Origin of the sequence: Halovulum dunhuangense (genome assembly GCF_013093415.1) — a bacterium.
Lineage (GTDB): Bacteria > Pseudomonadota > Alphaproteobacteria > Rhodobacterales > Rhodobacteraceae > Halovulum > Halovulum dunhuangense.
The window spans coordinates 674708-688853 of record NZ_JABFBC010000002.1; the positions used below are offsets into that span (position 1 = coordinate 674708).

Sequence of the window (14146 nt, forward strand, 5' to 3'; positions counted from 1 at the left end):
AAGGCCCCCCATGACCGCGAAGACCATCCTGATCACCGGCTGCTCATCGGGCATCGGACATGACGCCGCCCACGGGCTGAAGCGCCGCGGCTGGCGCGTGCTGGCCACCTGCCGCAAGCCCGAGGACTGCGCCCGGCTGGAGGCCGAGGGGCTGGAGAGCTTCCCGCTCGACGCAGGCTCGGAGGAAAGCGTCGCCGCGGGCGCGACCGAGGCGCTGGAACGCACCGACGGCAGGCTGGACGCGCTGTTCAACAACGCGGCCCATGCGCTGCCGGGCCTGTGCGCGGACCTCCCCCGGCAGGGGCTGCGCGAGATCTACGAGACGAACCTTTTCGGCGCGGTGGACCTGACGAACCGCATCCTGCCCGCGATGAAGGCGCGGGGGTCGGGGCGGATCGTGATGAATTCCTCGATCCTGGGCTTCATCGCGCTGCGCGCGCGCGGCGCCTATGTCTCGACCAAGTTCGCCATGGAGGGAATCACCGACACCTACCGGCTGGAGAACACCCACCCGGGCATCCACTTCATCCTGATCGAGCCGGGGCCGATCACCTCGATGATCCGGCAGAACAGCCGCGCCCATTTCGAGCGCTGGATCGACTGGCAGGGCTCGGCAGAGCGCCCATTCTACGAGCGCGAGCTTCTGAAGCGTCTCTACCGGGACGCCGGCAAGCCGGACCGCTTCGAATTGCCCGCCGAGGCGGTCACGCACCAGCTGATCCGTGCGCTGGAAGCCCCGCGACCGAAGGCGCGCTATCATGTCACCACGCCCACGCGTATCATGGCCGTCGCACGGCGCCTGCTGCCGACCCGGATCCTCGACGAGATCCTCAGGCGCAACTGAGTTTCGCCGTGACAATCGCAAGACGCGGCTTATGTGAGCGCCCTGCAAGAAAAGACCGAGAGGGACCATGATCACCGATCAACCGCTGTTCTACGTGGCGCTTTTCGCCTGCCTTGCCGTTCTGGGCGTGCTGCTGGTGGGCGTCGGCGGCTTCGCCAAGGGGGGCGATTTCAACCGGAAATACGCCAACAAGATCATGCGTCTGCGGCTGCTCCTGCAGTTCATCGCGGTGATCCTGATCGTTGCCGTGGTCTATTTCGGAGGGGACCGCTGATGGTCGTGCTGAACCGCATCTACACCCGCACCGGCGATGCCGGGGAAACCGCGCTCGGCAATGGAAGCCGGGTCGCGAAGCACTCGCCGCGCGTGGCCGCCTACGGCACCGTGGACGAGGCGAACGCGACCGTGGGCATGGCAAGGCTGCATGCAGATGCCGACATGGACGCGGCGCTGATGCGGATCCAGAACGATCTGTTCGATCTGGGCGCGGATCTGTGTACCCCCGACATGGAAAAGGACGCCGAGCGGGAATACCCGCCCCTGCGCGTCGTTCCCTCGCAGGTGGACCGGCTGGAGGCCGAGATCGACGCGATGAACGCGCGGCTTCAGCCGCTGCGCAGCTTCATCCTGCCCGGGGGCAGCCCGCTGTCGGCGCATCTGCACCTGTGCCGCACCGTCAGCCGCCGGGCCGAACGCCATGTGGTCGAGCTGGCCACCACCGAAAGCGTTAACGAATCCGCGCTGCGCTACCTGAACCGGCTGTCCGACTGGTTCTTCGTCGCGAGCCGGATCGCGAATGACGAGGGGCGCGCGGACGTGCTCTGGGTGCCGGGCAAGAACCGCTGATCGTGGCGACCCTCGGGGGCGGGCTGCCGCTGCTTATGGACGAGGGCGTCCCATCGCGCTAGGACGTTGGCGAGACTGCGGAGACCCGGGGCCGTCAGGCCCCGCGGAAGGCCCTCTCCGCGACGCACAGCCAAGGGAGAAACGCGCATGAAGGTGCTGGTGCCAGTCAAACGCGTGATCGACTACAACGTGAAGGTCCGCGTCAAGGCGGACGGCTCGGGGGTCGATCTGAACAACGTGAAGATGTCGATGAACCCCTTCGACGAGATCGCCGTCGAAGAGGCGATCCGCCTCAAGGAAAAGGGCGCGGTGTCCGAGATCGTGGCGGTGTCCATCGGCGTGAAGCAGGCCCAGGAAACCCTGCGCACGGCACTGGCCATGGGGGCTGATCGCGCAATCCTCGTGATCGCGTCCGAGGACGTGCACCAGGACATCGAGCCGCTGGCCGTCGCCAAGATCCTGAAGGGCATCATCGCAGAGGAACAGCCGGGGCTGGTCCTGTGCGGCAAGCAGGCCATCGACAACGACATGAACGCGACCGGGCAGATGCTGTCGGCACTGCTGGGCTGGTCGCAGGCGACCTTTGCCTCCAGGGTCGAGATCGACGGCGACGCGGCCCTCGTCACGCGCGAGGTGGATGGTGGCTTGCAGACCATCAAGGTCACGATGCCCGCGATCGTGACGGTCGACCTGCGCCTGAACGAACCGCGCTACGCGAGCCTTCCGAACATCATGAAGGCGAAGAAGAAGCCGCTAGATGAAAAGACGCCCGCCGATTACGGCGTCGACATCGCGCCGCGGTTGACCGTGGTCTCGACGAAGGAACCGGCCGAACGCTCCGCGGGGGTGAAGGTGGCTTCGGTCGAGGAACTGGTGTCGAAACTCAAGGAAGCGGGGGCGATCTGATGGCTGTTCTTCTTCTCGCCGAAGTGGTCGAAGGCAAGCTGGCGACCGACGCCGTCTCCAAGGCGCTGACCGCCGTGAAGGGGTTGGGCGATGTGCACATCCTGGTTGCCGGCGAAGGCGGCGACGCCGCCGCGGCCGAGGCGGCCACGCTTCAGGGTGTGGCCAAGGTGCTGTTCGCGGGCGATCACGCCTACTGCCATGGCATGGCCGAGCCCACCGCCGCGCTGATCGCGGATATCGCGGGCGATTACGAGCATATCGCCGCCGCCTCGACCGCGTTCTCGAAAAGCGTGCTGCCCCGGGTGGCGGCGCTGCTCGACGTGATGGTGATCTCGGAGGTGGTGAAGGTCCACGACGCGGCGACCTTCGATCGCCCGATCTATGCCGGCAACGCGATCCAGACCGTGAAATCGGGGGACGCGAAGAAGGTGATGACGATCCGCACCTCTACCTTCGAGGCAGCGCCGGCAGGTGGCTCTGCCCCGGTCGAGCCTGTCTCTGCCACTGCACGGACCGGCCTGTCGGAATGGGTCGAGGACATGGTGGCGGCAAGCGATCGCCCCGACCTGACCAGCGCGAAGATCGTGGTTTCCGGCGGACGCGGCGTCGGCTCGGAAGAGAATTTCGCCCTGATCGAGCAGCTGGCCGACGCGCTGGGCGCGGCCGTCGGCGCCAGCCGCGCGGCGGTCGATTCGGGCTACGCGCCGAACGACTGGCAGGTGGGTCAGACCGGCAAGGTGGTGGCGCCCGAGTTGTACATCGCGGTCGGCATTTCCGGTGCGATCCAGCACCTGGCCGGCATGAAGGACTCGAAGGTCATCGTCGCGATCAACAAGGACGAAGAGGCGCCGATCTTCCAGGTTGCCGATTACGGCCTGGTCGCCGACCTGTTCGAGGCGCTGCCCGCGCTCAAGAAGGCGCTCGGCTGACAACCCGGCCTTAACCGGACCGGCGTCAGGATCCCCGCAGATCGACTTCTGCGGGGATTTTCGTTGGGCCCGACCATGTGCCTTCTGCGCGCCGAGCGCTGCACCTCGCCGGAGCGGGGGTTGCTGCGCTTCCTGCGGCCGCATTTCGGGCGCCGGCTGGCCTGCGCGCTGGACGTGCGGCACCGCCGCGACGCCCCTGAAGCCACGCCCGTCCTCGAACTGAGCGATGCCGCCGCCGCCGCCGAGGGGCTGTACCTCCATCCCCGCTGGCCATGGCGCTGCGGGGATTACGCGCTGATCCTTGCGCGGCGACGCTGGCCGCGGGTCGCGCATTTCTGGCTGGTGGAGCCGGATGTGCATTTCGGCTTCGCCACGGCGCGGGAGGCGTTCGCCCTGCTCGATGAAAGCGATGCCGACCTTGTCGCGCACCGCTTCGGCCCCGCGGGCCGGGACTGGCGCTGGCACGCGTCGATGGCCCCGCATGCGAAGACGGTTCATGCCTGTTTCTTCCCCCTGGTGCGCGTGTCCGCGCGGTTGATCGACGCGGTAGCCGCCCGCAGGCGCGCCATGGCGCGGCTGGGGCCGGACCCGGATCTGTGGCCGAACGACGAGGCGGTCGTCGCGACCGCCGCAGGCGAGGCAGGCTGGAAGGTGGACGGGCTGGCCGCGCGTCTCGGCCCGGATGCTGTCGCGCTGAGTTTCGTCTGGCGGGGTGAACGGGTGCACCGGCTTTCGCGCCTGCAGGCGCAACCCCCCGACGGGCGGCTCTACCACCCGGCCTATGGGGATGCGGAATACTTCCGCCACATTCACGCACTTCTGCGCGAACAGGAAGTGCCCGCCAGCGCGACACCGCCCACCGCGGCAACGCCGGACATTGTGATGCCCCGCCGATTGGCCTAATGCTCATCCTCGATGAACGAACGGGGAGTTTGGGCCGTGGAAATCAGGACAGTTGGCGTGATCGGCGCAGGCCAGATGGGCAACGGGATCGCCCATGTCTTCGCCACTTCCGGCTATGACGTGCGGCTGAACGACATTTCGCAGGACACGCTGGACCGCGCGATGGCGCTGATCGAGGGCAATCTGGACCGCCAGGTTTCCAAGGGCAGGCTGACCGCCGAGGAAAAGGCCGCCGCCCTGTCGCGGATCCGCGCCACGACCGACATCGCGCAGATCGGCGCCACCGATCTGGTGATCGAGGCGGCGACCGAGAACGAGAAGCTCAAGCACGAGATCTTTCGCAGCCTCGCGCCGCATCTGGCGCCGAAGACGATCCTGACCTCGAACACCTCGTCCATCTCGATCACGCGGCTGGCCGCGGCTACCGACCGGCCCGAGCGGTTCATGGGTTTCCATTTCATGAACCCGGTGCCGGTGATGCAACTCGTGGAACTGATCCGCGGCATCGCCACCAGCGAAGAGACGTTCCGGACCCTCGAGGGCGTGGTGGAGCGGCTGGGCAAGACCGCCGCCAGCGCCGAGGATTTCCCCGCCTTCATCGTCAACCGCATCCTGATCCCGATGATCAACGAGGCGATCTACACGCTTTACGAGGGCGTCGGCTCGGTGCAGTCGATCGACACGTCGCTCAAGCTGGGCGCGAACCACCCGATGGGGCCGTTCGAACTGGCGGATTTCATCGGGCTCGACACCTGCCTCGCGATCATGAACGTCCTGCATGACGGGCTGGCGGATACCAAGTACCGCCCGTGCCCCCTGCTGGTAAAATATGTCGAGGCGGGCTGGCTGGGCCGCAAGACACAGCGCGGTTTCTACGATTATCGCGGAGAGACGCCGGTGCCGACGCGCTGAGGGCCGCCCTCAGCGCCCCTCGCCGAACTTGTTCTCGACCAGCGCGCGAAGTGCGGCGGCCAGTTCAGCGGCTTGCGCGCCCGATGTCTCGACCCGGATCGAGGTGCCGTTTGCGGCGGCCAGCATCAACAGGCCCATGATCGAATCGCCCGAAACGGTCATCCCGTCGCGGCTGACCGCAGCCTTGGCGTCATGGGCTTCGACGATTTCGACGAATTTGGCGGATGCGCGGGCATGAAGGCCGCGCTCGTTCGTGATGTCCAAGTCCATCTGCATCAGGCGGAAAGCGCTCCGTTTCCGATCCGGATGCCGTCTGCACAGTTGATATACTTGCGCCCGGCGTCGAGGGCGCAAGCGACAGCCAGGTCCAGCGACTTGTTCCGCGCCTTGGCCAGCTTGATCAGCATGGGCAGGTTGACGCCGTAAAGCACCTTGCGTCGCGGTGCCGTGCAGGCAGCAACGGCCAGGTTCGACGGCGTGCCGCCGAACATGTCCGTGACCACCGCCACGCCGGACCCGTCATCCACCGCCACGATCGCGGCGTTGATCTCGGCCTGCTTCTCGGTCCGGTTGTCGTCGGGTCCGATACTGACCGCCTGGACCCCCGGGCGCTTGCCTACCACATGCTCCATGGCTGCCAGGTATTCCCTGGCCAGTCCGCCATGCGCGACGATCACGATACCTATCACGTTTTCACCACACCCTCGAGCACACCCTCCCGCGGTGCCCGCTCAAGTTCCCTGTGCCGACTAGACACCCGCCAACCGGCCTTCGCAAGCGCAATCGCCACTTCTTGTGCAATGCACACCGATCTGTGCCTGCCCCCCGTGCAACCGAAAGCAAGCGTGAAATACGACTTCCCTTCCGCCTTGTAGGCAGGCAGGAGCAGCGTCACCATGTCGATGACCTTTTCCATGAAGGGCGCGTAAAGCGCGTCGCCAGCGACATAGGAGGCGACCTCGGCATCCTGTCCGGTGAAGGGGCGCAGCCGCGCGACCCAGTGCGGGTTGCGCAGGAAGCGGCAGTCGAGAACCATGTCGGCGCTGCGCGGGGTGCCGCGCTTGTAGGAAAACGACTGGACCACCACCACCATGTCCCCGCCGTCGCCACGGGCAAACCAGCGCCCCATCTCGGCGCGCAGGTCATGCGGGGTCATCTCGGTGGTGTCGATCAGCACATCGGCCTGCGGCAATACGGGCAAGAGCAACGTTCGCTCGCGCTCGATCCCCGAGAGCGGCGGTTCCTGCGGCGCCAGCGGATGCCGGCGGCGCGTCTCGGAAAAGCGCCTGAGAAGCGTATCGGTGTCGCAGTCGATGAAAACCAGCGACGCCTCGAAGCCGGGCATCGCGTTCAGCCCGTCGATGGCCGCAAGCAGCCCATCGGCGCTGAAATCGCGGGTCCGGGGGTCGATTCCGACGGCCACGGGATGGTCATGGGCGCCGCCCGCGAACAGGCGTTCGAGCAGCGACAACGGCAGGTTGTCTATCGCCTCAAAGCCCAGATCCTCGAGAGCGGCGATCGCGGTAGAGCGACCGGCACCCGAGGGGCCCGTGACGATGGCCACCTGCTGCAACGGCGCGGTCGTATCTTCGGTCCTGTGCATCGGGCGGACCCTCCGGGTCCAAACGAGGGCTCAACCCTCCGGATCGACGAAAAGCGGGTCGAGACCGTCTCGCAGGCATACGACCAGCATATCGGCCAGATTTGGCCTTTCCCGCCCCGCAATCAATGGAAGTTCGATCCGATTGATGAATGTTTTTTGAAGACGCGGCATGCGCGACACCTCGGCCCGGCTCAGATCGGCCACCAGCCCCACCCACGCGGCGGGGGCATGGTGGACCCGCACCAGCCCGATCCCGCGCATCTCGATCATGCCCGCGATGCGTTCGGGCGCCTCGGCCCGAAGCTTCGAGCCATGCGCCGACAGCAGCACCTGGTCGTCGGCCACCAGCGTCGCACCCAGCGCCATCATGCGAAGCGCCACGGTGGATTTGCCGCTGCCCGACGGTCCGGTCAGCAACACCGCCCGGTCGTCCAGCGCGACACAGGTCGCGTGCAGAAGCGCCGGCCCATCGCTCAAACGGGCAGTTCCACGACGAAGCGCGCGCCTTGCGATGGCCCCTCGCGTCCTGCGCCGGCGGGGCGGATGTTCTCGGCCCAGATCTCGCCGCCATGCGCCTCGACGATCTGGCGCGAGATCGCGAGGCCCAGCCCGGAGTGGTTGCCGAAATCCTCGGCATCGGGGCGCTGGGAATAGAAACGCTCGAACACGTCGGAAAGGTTCTCGTCGGGGATGCCCGGGCCTTGATCCTCGACGATCACCCGCACGCGATGCCGGCCAAGCTCCTCGGTACGGATCGTGATGGTGTCGCCGTCTTCGGAGAAGCTGACCGCATTGGTGATGAGGTTCACGAAAACCTGCGCAAGCCGCCCCTCGAGCCCGGTGATGACCAGTGGCTGGGCATGGAAACTGCTGGCAAGGCGCACGCCCCGTCTTGCTGCCAGTTCCTCGTTGAAGGCGATCAGGTTCGACAGAAGCTGCGCAAGGTCGAAGGGCTCCATCCGGTCGCGGACCAGTTCGCTGTCCAGCCGCGAGGCGTTGGAGATGTCGGTCACCAGCCGGTCGAGCCGGTCCACGTCCTGCTTGATGATGCCGAGAAGCCGATCCCGATCCGCGTCAGTGCGGGCGTAGGGCATCGTCTCCACCGCCGAGCGAAGCGACGTGAGCGGGTTCTTGATCTCGTGCGCGACATCGGCCGCGAAACTCTCGTTCGCCTCGATCCTGTCGTAGAGCGCCGCCGTCATCAGCCGCATGGCACTCGACAGATAGCCGATCTCGTCGGGGCGGTTGCTCATGTCGGGAATGTTGATGCGCTCTGGGTTCACCTGCCGCGCGTTGCGCGTGCCCCCCTTGTGTGCCGCCTCGGAAAGATCGCGCAACGGGCGCACGATCGTGTTGGCCAGCAGCAGCGACAGAAAGATCGAGGTGATCGTCGCCAGCGCAAAGACCTGGAGGATCTTCTCGCGCTCCGCCCGCACGAAGCTGTCCACGTCCCCCGGGCGCGTGCTGACAAGGATCGCGCCATAGACCGGGCCGCCGTTCTCTTCCATGACGGGCATCACGATCGACACGACCTGCGCGCCGGCCGGGGTGGCGGCCAGCAATCTTTCGACCGAACGCCCGGAAAGACTGCGTTCGACGACGTCCTGCGCCGTTTCGGGCGACAACCCCGTCGCACCACCGGCCCCGCTCGCGGCGAAGAGCCGCGACAACCGCTCCCACACGTCGTTCATGATGGCGACATAGGCGCTTTGCTGTCCACCGGTAGGCGCCGGCACGGCGCCTTCGCCGGCGTCGGGGTCCACGACGGCGATGCTCTGGCCGCTGGTGTCGTACAGCACTACCCGCAAACCGCCGGTCCGCTCTGCATTGCGAAGGGTGTCGATGGCGCTTGACCGATCGCCTTCGGCCAGCTCATGCGCGACAAGATGCGCGATCAGCCGCGCGTCGCTTTCCAGCGCCTTGGTGCGCAGGTCGACCAGCCCGCCCTGGAACTGGTTGAGATACAGAACACCCGTCAGCAGGACGCCAAGGGCGACAAGGTTGAAGGTGATGATCTTTCGCGACAGCGGCGAACGCCGACCGAAGCGCGCACGCCAGTCGAGCAGCCCTGCCCGATCCGACTTGCTGTCACGCTCGTCGAAATTCGGGTGGCTCAGGAGAACGCGATATCGCGGCTTTTCCATGGTCCCGCCGCCCAGGGGTCCAGCTTCAGGCTTCGTTATAGCGGTAACCGATTCCGTACAGCGTCTCGATCGAGGCGAAATCGGGATCGTAGACCTTGAACTTCTTGCGGATCCGCTTGATGTGGCTGTCGATGGTGCGGTCATCGACATAGACCTGATCGTCGTAGGCGACGTCGAGCAGCTGGTCGCGGCTCTTGACGAAGCCGGGGCGCTGGGCCAGCGCCTGAAGGATCAGGAACTCGGTCACGGTCAGGGTGATCTGCTGTGCCTTCCAGGTCACGGCGTGGCGCAGGGGATCCATCGAAAGGCTGCCCCGGACCATGCAGTTGGACTCGGTCTTTTCCGGATCCTTGGCGGCATTCTCGCGGCGGCGCAGGATCGTGCGGATCCGCTCTACCAGCAGCCGCTGCGAGAAAGGCTTGCGCACATAGTCGTCCGCGCCCATGCGCAGGCCGATGAGTTCGTCGATCTCCTCGTCCTTCGAGGTCAGGAAGATCACCGGCAGATCCGATCGCGTGCGCAGCTGGCGCAACAGCTCCATCCCGTCCATGCGCGGCATCTTGACGTCCAGCACGGCCAGATCGGGCATCGACTTCTCGAAGGCGGTCAGCGCGGTCGCCCCGTCATTGTAGGTGCGGACCGCGTATCCCTCGCCCTCGAGCACCATGGACACGGATGTCAGAATGTTCCGGTCGTCGTCGACCAGGGCAATGGTCGTTGACATGGCATGCTCCTCTCCGATTGTTTCTTTGCTGCTTTTCTACTCGGGAACCGGGAACAAAGCTAAAGCTTATGCCACCCCGGCGTGATTTCGTGGCGCGCCGGGGCAGCACTGCGACACAGAATCGACTGGAAACATGGCAACATGATGTTATCTAATCGTCATATCGTCGCCGTGACTCGGACGGGCTTGCTGGCCCTTGCATGACCGTCCCCGGATCTGGCCCTTCGGTCGTCGCGGCAAACTGGGGAGACGGGGGAACGGCCATGTGCCGCTTGCCCGGTTGAGGAGCACATGAACCCATGACCATCGGCAAGGTCAATCCGGCGCGCACGCTGGATGCAACCGGTTTTCCGAACGTAGCGACCATCCACTACAACCTGCGGGAACACGCACTCATTCAGCAGGCGCTTTCGCGCGGCGAGGGGGATCTCGGCCAGGGCGGCACGCTGCTGGTCAGCACCGGCGCCCACACCGGCCGGTCGCCCAAGGACAAGTTCGTGGTGGTCGAGCCCTCGACCGAGGAAAACATCTGGTGGGACAACAACCGCCGGATGGAGCCCGCACATTTCGACCGGCTCTTCCGCGACATGCTTTCGCATATCGAAGGGGGTGAGCTGTTCGTCCAGGATCTCTATGCCGGGGCCGATCCCGACTACCGCCTGAACGTCCGCGTCATCACCGAGCTTGCCTGGCACAGCCTGTTCATCCGCCACCTGCTGCGGCGGCCCGACATCGCGGAGCTGGCCAACTTCGAGGAAGAGTTCACCATCCTGAACTGCCCCAGCTTCAAGGCCGATCCCGAGCAGCACGGCTGCCGGTCCGAGACCGTGATCGCCATCAGCTTCGAACGGCGGCTCATGCTGATCGGCGGCACCTCCTACGCGGGCGAGAACAAGAAGGGCGTGTTCACCCTTCTGAACTACCTGCTGCCGGAACAGGGCGCCATGCCGATGCACTGCTCGGCCAACCACGGGCACGGCGACCCGCACGACGTGGCGCTTTTCTTCGGGCTGTCGGGCACTGGCAAGACCACCCTGTCGGCGGACTCGTCGCGCGTGCTGATCGGCGATGACGAGCATGGCTGGTCGGACAAGGGCGTCTTCAACTTCGAGGGTGGTTGCTACGCCAAGACGATCAACCTGAACCCCGAGGCGGAACCGGAGATATACTCGACCACATCGCGTTTCGCGACGGTGATCGAGAACATGGTCTATGATCCCTTCACCCGCGAGCTGGATTTCGAGGACGACAGCCTGACGCCGAACATGCGCTGCGCCTACCCGCTCGAGGCCATCTCGAACGCGTCGCACACCGCGCGGGGCGGGGTCCCCAAGAACATCATCATGCTGACCTGCGACGCCTTCGGCGTGCTGCCGCCGATCGCGAAGCTGACCCCGGCGCAGGCGATGTATCACTTCCTGTCGGGCTTCACCTCAAAGGTGGCGGGCACGGAAAAGGGCGTCACCGAACCGCAGCCGACCTTTTCGACCTGCTTCGGCGCGCCGTTCCTACCGCGCCGGCCGGAAGTCTATGGCGCGCTTCTGCGCGACAAGATCGCCAAGACGGGCGCGGCGTGCTGGCTGGTCAATACCGGTTGGACCGGCGGCGCCTATGGCGTGGGGTCGCGCATGCCGATCAAGGCGACCCGTGCGCTTCTGACCGCGGCGCTCGACGGGTCGCTCAACAAGGCGAAGTTCCGGATGGACGACGCCTTCGGCTTCGCGGTGCCGACCTCCTGTCCGGGGGTGCCGGACCTGCTGCTCGACCCGCGCCGGACCTGGGACAAGCCCGAGGCCTATGACCGCCAGGCCGCCCGGCTGGTGCGGATGTTCGAAGAGAACTTCCGCCAGTACGAGGCCTTCGTGGACGAGGACGTGCTTGAGGAAGCCGTCGTTTTCCGCGGCGCGATGTGATCCCGCTTAGGGTCGCGGCAGGTCGATGACACACGGCAAGAGGCGGGCCTTCGGGTCCGCCTTTGTCTTGCCTGCATGGGCCTGCGCGGGCTAACCGCAGTTCCGGAACCACACGGGAGACGGGTCTTGGGATTTGCGATCGCAAGCGGACATGCCCTGACGACAGAAGCGGCGGAACAGGCCTTGCGCCTGGGCGGCACGGCCGTCGACGCCTGCGTCGCCGCGGCCTGCATGGCCTTCGTGGCAGAGCCGGTGCTGGCACAGCCGCTGGGCGGCGGCTTCCTGATGGTCGCACCGCTCAGGGGGCCCGCGCGCCTGCTGGACGGTTTCGTGGAAACACCCCGCCGCAGGATCCCCGGGGACGATGTCGCGCTGTCCACCGTGACGGTCGATTTCGGCACCGCGACGCAGGACTTTCATATCGGCGCGGGCACCACGGCGACGCCCTGCCTGATCCCCGCCCTGTTCGAGGCGCATGAGCAGTATGGGCGCGTGCCGATGCGAGAACTTGTGGCCCCTGCCGTGGACGCGGCGCGGCGCGGTGTCGGCCTCACCGGATTCCAGGCGCATGTGGCGCGACTGGTGGCCCCGATCCTGTCCGCCACGCCCGAGGCGGCCGCGCTGCACATGCGCGAGGGCCGGCTGGCCGAGGCGGGCAGCACGATGGCCAACTCCGCTCTCGCCGATGTGCTTGAAGTGATGGCGCATGAGGGTCCGCGCTTCTTCTCGGAAGGAGAGATCGCGACAGCCCTTGCAGAGATGCCGGGCGGCCAGATCGACCGCGCGGCGCTGCGGGCGGCCCGGCCCATCTGGCGGCGGCCGCAGATGCTCGATCGTGCCGGCCAGTCGCTTGCGCTCAATCCCGCGCCCAGCCTTGGCGGGGTGCAGGTGGCGCTGGCGCTCGCCATTCTGCCCCACCGACCCGCCCCTGTGCTGGTCGCCCGCGCCCTGGCCGAGGTGGCGGCGGCGCGGCTTGCCAGCCGGATCGACGACCAGCCCGACGAAGCAGCCGAGCGGCTTCTGGCGCCGGCCCTGGTGGACCGGCTGCAAAAGACGCTGGCCGCGCACCGCCCGGCGACCCGGGGCACCACCCATATCTCGGTGATCGACGGGAACGGGCTTGGCGCGGCGCTGACGCTGTCGAACGGCGAGGGCAACGGGATGATCCTGTCCGGCACAGGCATCATGCCCAACAACATGCTGGGCGAGGAGGATCTGCTGCCAGACGGCCCGCTGTCCTGGCGTCCCGGCACGCGGCTGGCTTCCATGATGTGCCCCGCGGCGATGCGCGACACCGACGGGACGCTGACGATGCTGGGCTCGGGCGGCTCCAACCGGATCCGGTCGGCCATGACGCAGGTGATCCTGGGGCTTGCGGATGGCGGCCTGGGGCTCGAGGCGGCGATCACCGCGCCCCGGCTGCATGTCGACGGGGACCGGCTGTCCTTCGAGGATACCGGCGACGAAGAGCGGCGCCAGGCGCTGCTGGCCGACTGGCCCGAGGCGACGGTCTGGGCCGATGCCGACATGTATTTCGGCGGCGTTCACGTCGCGCGGCGCAACCGCTCGGGCGCTGTCGACGCGGCAGGCGATCCACGGCGCGCGGGGGCGGCCGTGACCGGACGCGGCTAGAGCCCAAGCCCCCGGCGCAGCAGGTTCAGACCCAGGATCGCCAGCACGATGAGCGTAAGCTTGCGGAACCGTTCCTGTGGCAGGCGGTCCTGCACCTTCTGGCCCAGGATCATGCCCAGGAAGGCCGGCACGATCAGCCAGGCCGAGAAAGGCAGGCTCCGCGTATCGAGCAGGCCCGAGATCAGGTGCGCACCGATGAGCACAGCCGACCCCAGCAGGAAAAAGATGCCCTGCGCGCGCACCATTTCCGCCTTGGGCGTGTCGCGCGCCAGCAGATACAGGACCAAAGGCGGGCCCCAGACGCCGGTAAGCCCGCCGAAGGCCGCGGCAACAACGCCAGTGCCCCACTCGGCACGATGAACGGCACCGGGCGACAGGTGCGGGCGCCAGCCCGACAGTTGCAGCGCCGTGGCGGCACAGATCAGCAGGCCCAGGATCAGGTAGAGCACCTGGTCGGGCAGCATCACGACGATCTGCGCGAAGAAGCCCATCAGCCCGACAAGCAACAGGTTGGTCCGCCAGTATTTCAGCGTCGTCTCGCGCGCGGCCGCCACGCCGTCGCGCAGGGTCTGTTGAAGATTGGTGAAAAGCCCCGGCAAGAGGATCGACGCGATGGCAAGTTCGGCCGACATCAGGGCACCGATGCCGCTGACCGCGATGATGGGAAGCGCGAAGCCTATGGCCCCCTTGACGAAGCCCGCCAGCAGCATGACACCGAAGGCCGCCACCACCGTCGCCGCGCCGAATTCCGCAACAAGTTCCGCCATGTGCCCATTCCTGCCCCGCCTTT

The 14146-nt window shown here is 66.7% G+C and carries 16 protein-coding genes; 9 read left to right on the top strand and 7 right to left on the bottom strand.

Annotation, left to right across the window (positions count from 1 at the left end; genetic code table 11):
* The first annotated feature begins 10 nt into the window (after nt 1–10).
* From HMH01_RS13910 to HMH01_RS13940, 7 genes are all read left to right on the top strand, one after another.
* Nucleotides 11–844 (top strand): SDR family NAD(P)-dependent oxidoreductase, encoded by an 834-nt coding sequence (locus HMH01_RS13910; RefSeq protein WP_171326369.1) that lies wholly within the window; start codon nt 11–13, stop codon nt 842–844.
* A 67-nt stretch (nt 845–911) separates the two neighbouring features.
* Complete coding sequence (locus HMH01_RS13915) at nt 912–1118, top strand: twin transmembrane helix small protein (RefSeq protein WP_171326370.1); 207 nt, start codon at nt 912–914, stop codon at nt 1116–1118.
* Nucleotides 1118–1690: a cob(I)yrinic acid a,c-diamide adenosyltransferase gene (locus tag HMH01_RS13920; RefSeq protein ID WP_171326371.1), complete on the top strand. Its 573-nt coding sequence runs from the start codon at nt 1118–1120 to the stop codon at nt 1688–1690. Before HMH01_RS13915 ends, HMH01_RS13920 begins: the two co-directional genes overlap by 1 nt.
* 147 nt (nt 1691–1837) lie before the next feature.
* Entirely contained in the window at nt 1838–2596 is a 759-nt protein-coding gene (locus tag HMH01_RS13925) for an electron transfer flavoprotein subunit beta/FixA family protein (protein ID WP_171326372.1), read from the top strand.
* A complete protein-coding gene (locus HMH01_RS13930; protein ID WP_171326373.1) occupies nt 2596–3525 on the top strand; it encodes an electron transfer flavoprotein subunit alpha/FixB family protein in 930 nt (309 codons plus the stop codon). The genes HMH01_RS13925 and HMH01_RS13930 overlap by 1 nt, the downstream gene beginning before the upstream one ends.
* Nucleotides 3526–3600: 75 nt before the next feature.
* The gene (locus HMH01_RS13935) at nt 3601–4428 is read left to right on the top strand and encodes a hypothetical protein (protein WP_171326374.1); all 828 of its coding nucleotides are present in this window, start codon (nt 3601–3603) and stop codon (nt 4426–4428) included.
* A gap of 36 nt (nt 4429–4464) precedes the next feature.
* A complete protein-coding gene (locus HMH01_RS13940) occupies nt 4465–5340 on the top strand; it encodes a 3-hydroxybutyryl-CoA dehydrogenase (protein ID WP_171326375.1) in 876 nt (291 codons plus the stop codon).
* 9 nt (nt 5341–5349) lie between these two features.
* Here HMH01_RS13940 and HMH01_RS13945 read toward each other — a convergent pair whose 3' ends face one another.
* From HMH01_RS13945 to HMH01_RS13970, 6 genes are read right to left on the bottom strand one after another with little or no spacing between them, the layout of a single operon-like run.
* Complete coding sequence (locus HMH01_RS13945; RefSeq protein WP_425483613.1) at nt 5350–5616, bottom strand: HPr family phosphocarrier protein; 267 nt, start codon at nt 5614–5616, stop codon at nt 5350–5352.
* Entirely contained in the window at nt 5616–6029 is a 414-nt protein-coding gene (locus HMH01_RS13950) for a PTS sugar transporter subunit IIA (protein WP_171326376.1), read from the bottom strand. The genes HMH01_RS13945 and HMH01_RS13950 overlap by 1 nt, the downstream gene beginning before the upstream one ends.
* A complete protein-coding gene (gene rapZ, locus HMH01_RS13955; protein ID WP_171326377.1) occupies nt 6026–6943 on the bottom strand; it encodes an RNase adapter RapZ in 918 nt (305 codons plus the stop codon). Before rapZ ends, HMH01_RS13950 begins: the two co-directional genes overlap by 4 nt.
* Nucleotides 6944–6973: 30 nt before the next feature.
* A complete protein-coding gene (locus HMH01_RS13960) occupies nt 6974–7420 on the bottom strand; it encodes an HPr kinase/phosphorylase (protein WP_171326378.1) in 447 nt (148 codons plus the stop codon).
* The gene (locus HMH01_RS13965) at nt 7417–9087 is read right to left on the bottom strand and encodes a sensor histidine kinase (RefSeq protein ID WP_171326379.1); all 1671 of its coding nucleotides are present in this window, start codon (nt 9085–9087) and stop codon (nt 7417–7419) included. Before HMH01_RS13965 ends, HMH01_RS13960 begins: the two co-directional genes overlap by 4 nt.
* A 25-nt stretch (nt 9088–9112) precedes the next feature.
* Nucleotides 9113–9811 carry a response regulator transcription factor gene (locus tag HMH01_RS13970; RefSeq protein WP_171326380.1) on the bottom strand — a complete coding sequence of 233 codons (699 nt, stop codon included), beginning with the start codon at nt 9809–9811 and terminating at the stop codon, nt 9113–9115.
* A 299-nt stretch (nt 9812–10110) separates the two neighbouring features.
* Between HMH01_RS13970 and HMH01_RS13975 the strand changes: the two genes are divergently transcribed.
* Together HMH01_RS13975 and HMH01_RS13980 are read left to right on the top strand one after the other, a co-directional pair.
* The gene (locus HMH01_RS13975; protein WP_171326381.1) at nt 10111–11724 is read left to right on the top strand and encodes a phosphoenolpyruvate carboxykinase; all 1614 of its coding nucleotides are present in this window, start codon (nt 10111–10113) and stop codon (nt 11722–11724) included.
* 126 nt (nt 11725–11850) lie between these two features.
* Complete coding sequence (locus HMH01_RS13980) at nt 11851–13356, top strand: gamma-glutamyltransferase (protein ID WP_171326382.1); 1506 nt, start codon at nt 11851–11853, stop codon at nt 13354–13356.
* Here the strand turns inward: HMH01_RS13980 and HMH01_RS13985 are convergent.
* The gene (locus HMH01_RS13985) at nt 13353–14123 is read right to left on the bottom strand and encodes a sulfite exporter TauE/SafE family protein (protein ID WP_171326383.1); all 771 of its coding nucleotides are present in this window, start codon (nt 14121–14123) and stop codon (nt 13353–13355) included. The two genes, HMH01_RS13980 and HMH01_RS13985, sit on opposite strands and share 4 nt — an antisense overlap.
* Between the last annotated feature and the right edge of the window lie 23 nt (nt 14124–14146).

What these genes read in the sequence shown, in the direction of transcription:
- HMH01_RS13930 (WP_171326373.1), top strand. Translation starts at nt 2,596, where the DNA reads ATGGCTGTTCTTCTTCTCGCCGAAGTGGTCGAAGGCAAGCTGGCGACC.
- rapZ (WP_171326377.1), bottom strand. Translation starts at nt 6,943, where the DNA reads ATGCACAGGACCGAAGATACGACCGCGCCGTTGCAGCAGGTGGCCATC.
- HMH01_RS13975 (WP_171326381.1), top strand. Translation starts at nt 10,111, where the DNA reads ATGACCATCGGCAAGGTCAATCCGGCGCGCACGCTGGATGCAACCGGT.
- HMH01_RS13965 (WP_171326379.1), bottom strand. Translation starts at nt 9,087, where the DNA reads ATGGAAAAGCCGCGATATCGCGTTCTCCTGAGCCACCCGAATTTCGAC.
- HMH01_RS13945 (WP_425483613.1), bottom strand. Translation starts at nt 5,616, where the DNA reads ATGCAGATGGACTTGGACATCACGAACGAGCGCGGCCTTCATGCCCGC.
- HMH01_RS13920 (WP_171326371.1), top strand. Translation starts at nt 1,118, where the DNA reads ATGGTCGTGCTGAACCGCATCTACACCCGCACCGGCGATGCCGGGGAA.
- HMH01_RS13935 (WP_171326374.1), top strand. Translation starts at nt 3,601, where the DNA reads ATGTGCCTTCTGCGCGCCGAGCGCTGCACCTCGCCGGAGCGGGGGTTG.
- HMH01_RS13985 (WP_171326383.1), bottom strand. Translation starts at nt 14,123, where the DNA reads ATGGCGGAACTTGTTGCGGAATTCGGCGCGGCGACGGTGGTGGCGGCC.
- HMH01_RS13915 (WP_171326370.1), top strand. Translation starts at nt 912, where the DNA reads ATGATCACCGATCAACCGCTGTTCTACGTGGCGCTTTTCGCCTGCCTT.
- HMH01_RS13910 (WP_171326369.1), top strand. Translation starts at nt 11, where the DNA reads ATGACCGCGAAGACCATCCTGATCACCGGCTGCTCATCGGGCATCGGA.
- HMH01_RS13925 (WP_171326372.1), top strand. Translation starts at nt 1,838, where the DNA reads ATGAAGGTGCTGGTGCCAGTCAAACGCGTGATCGACTACAACGTGAAG.
- HMH01_RS13970 (WP_171326380.1), bottom strand. Translation starts at nt 9,811, where the DNA reads ATGTCAACGACCATTGCCCTGGTCGACGACGACCGGAACATTCTGACA.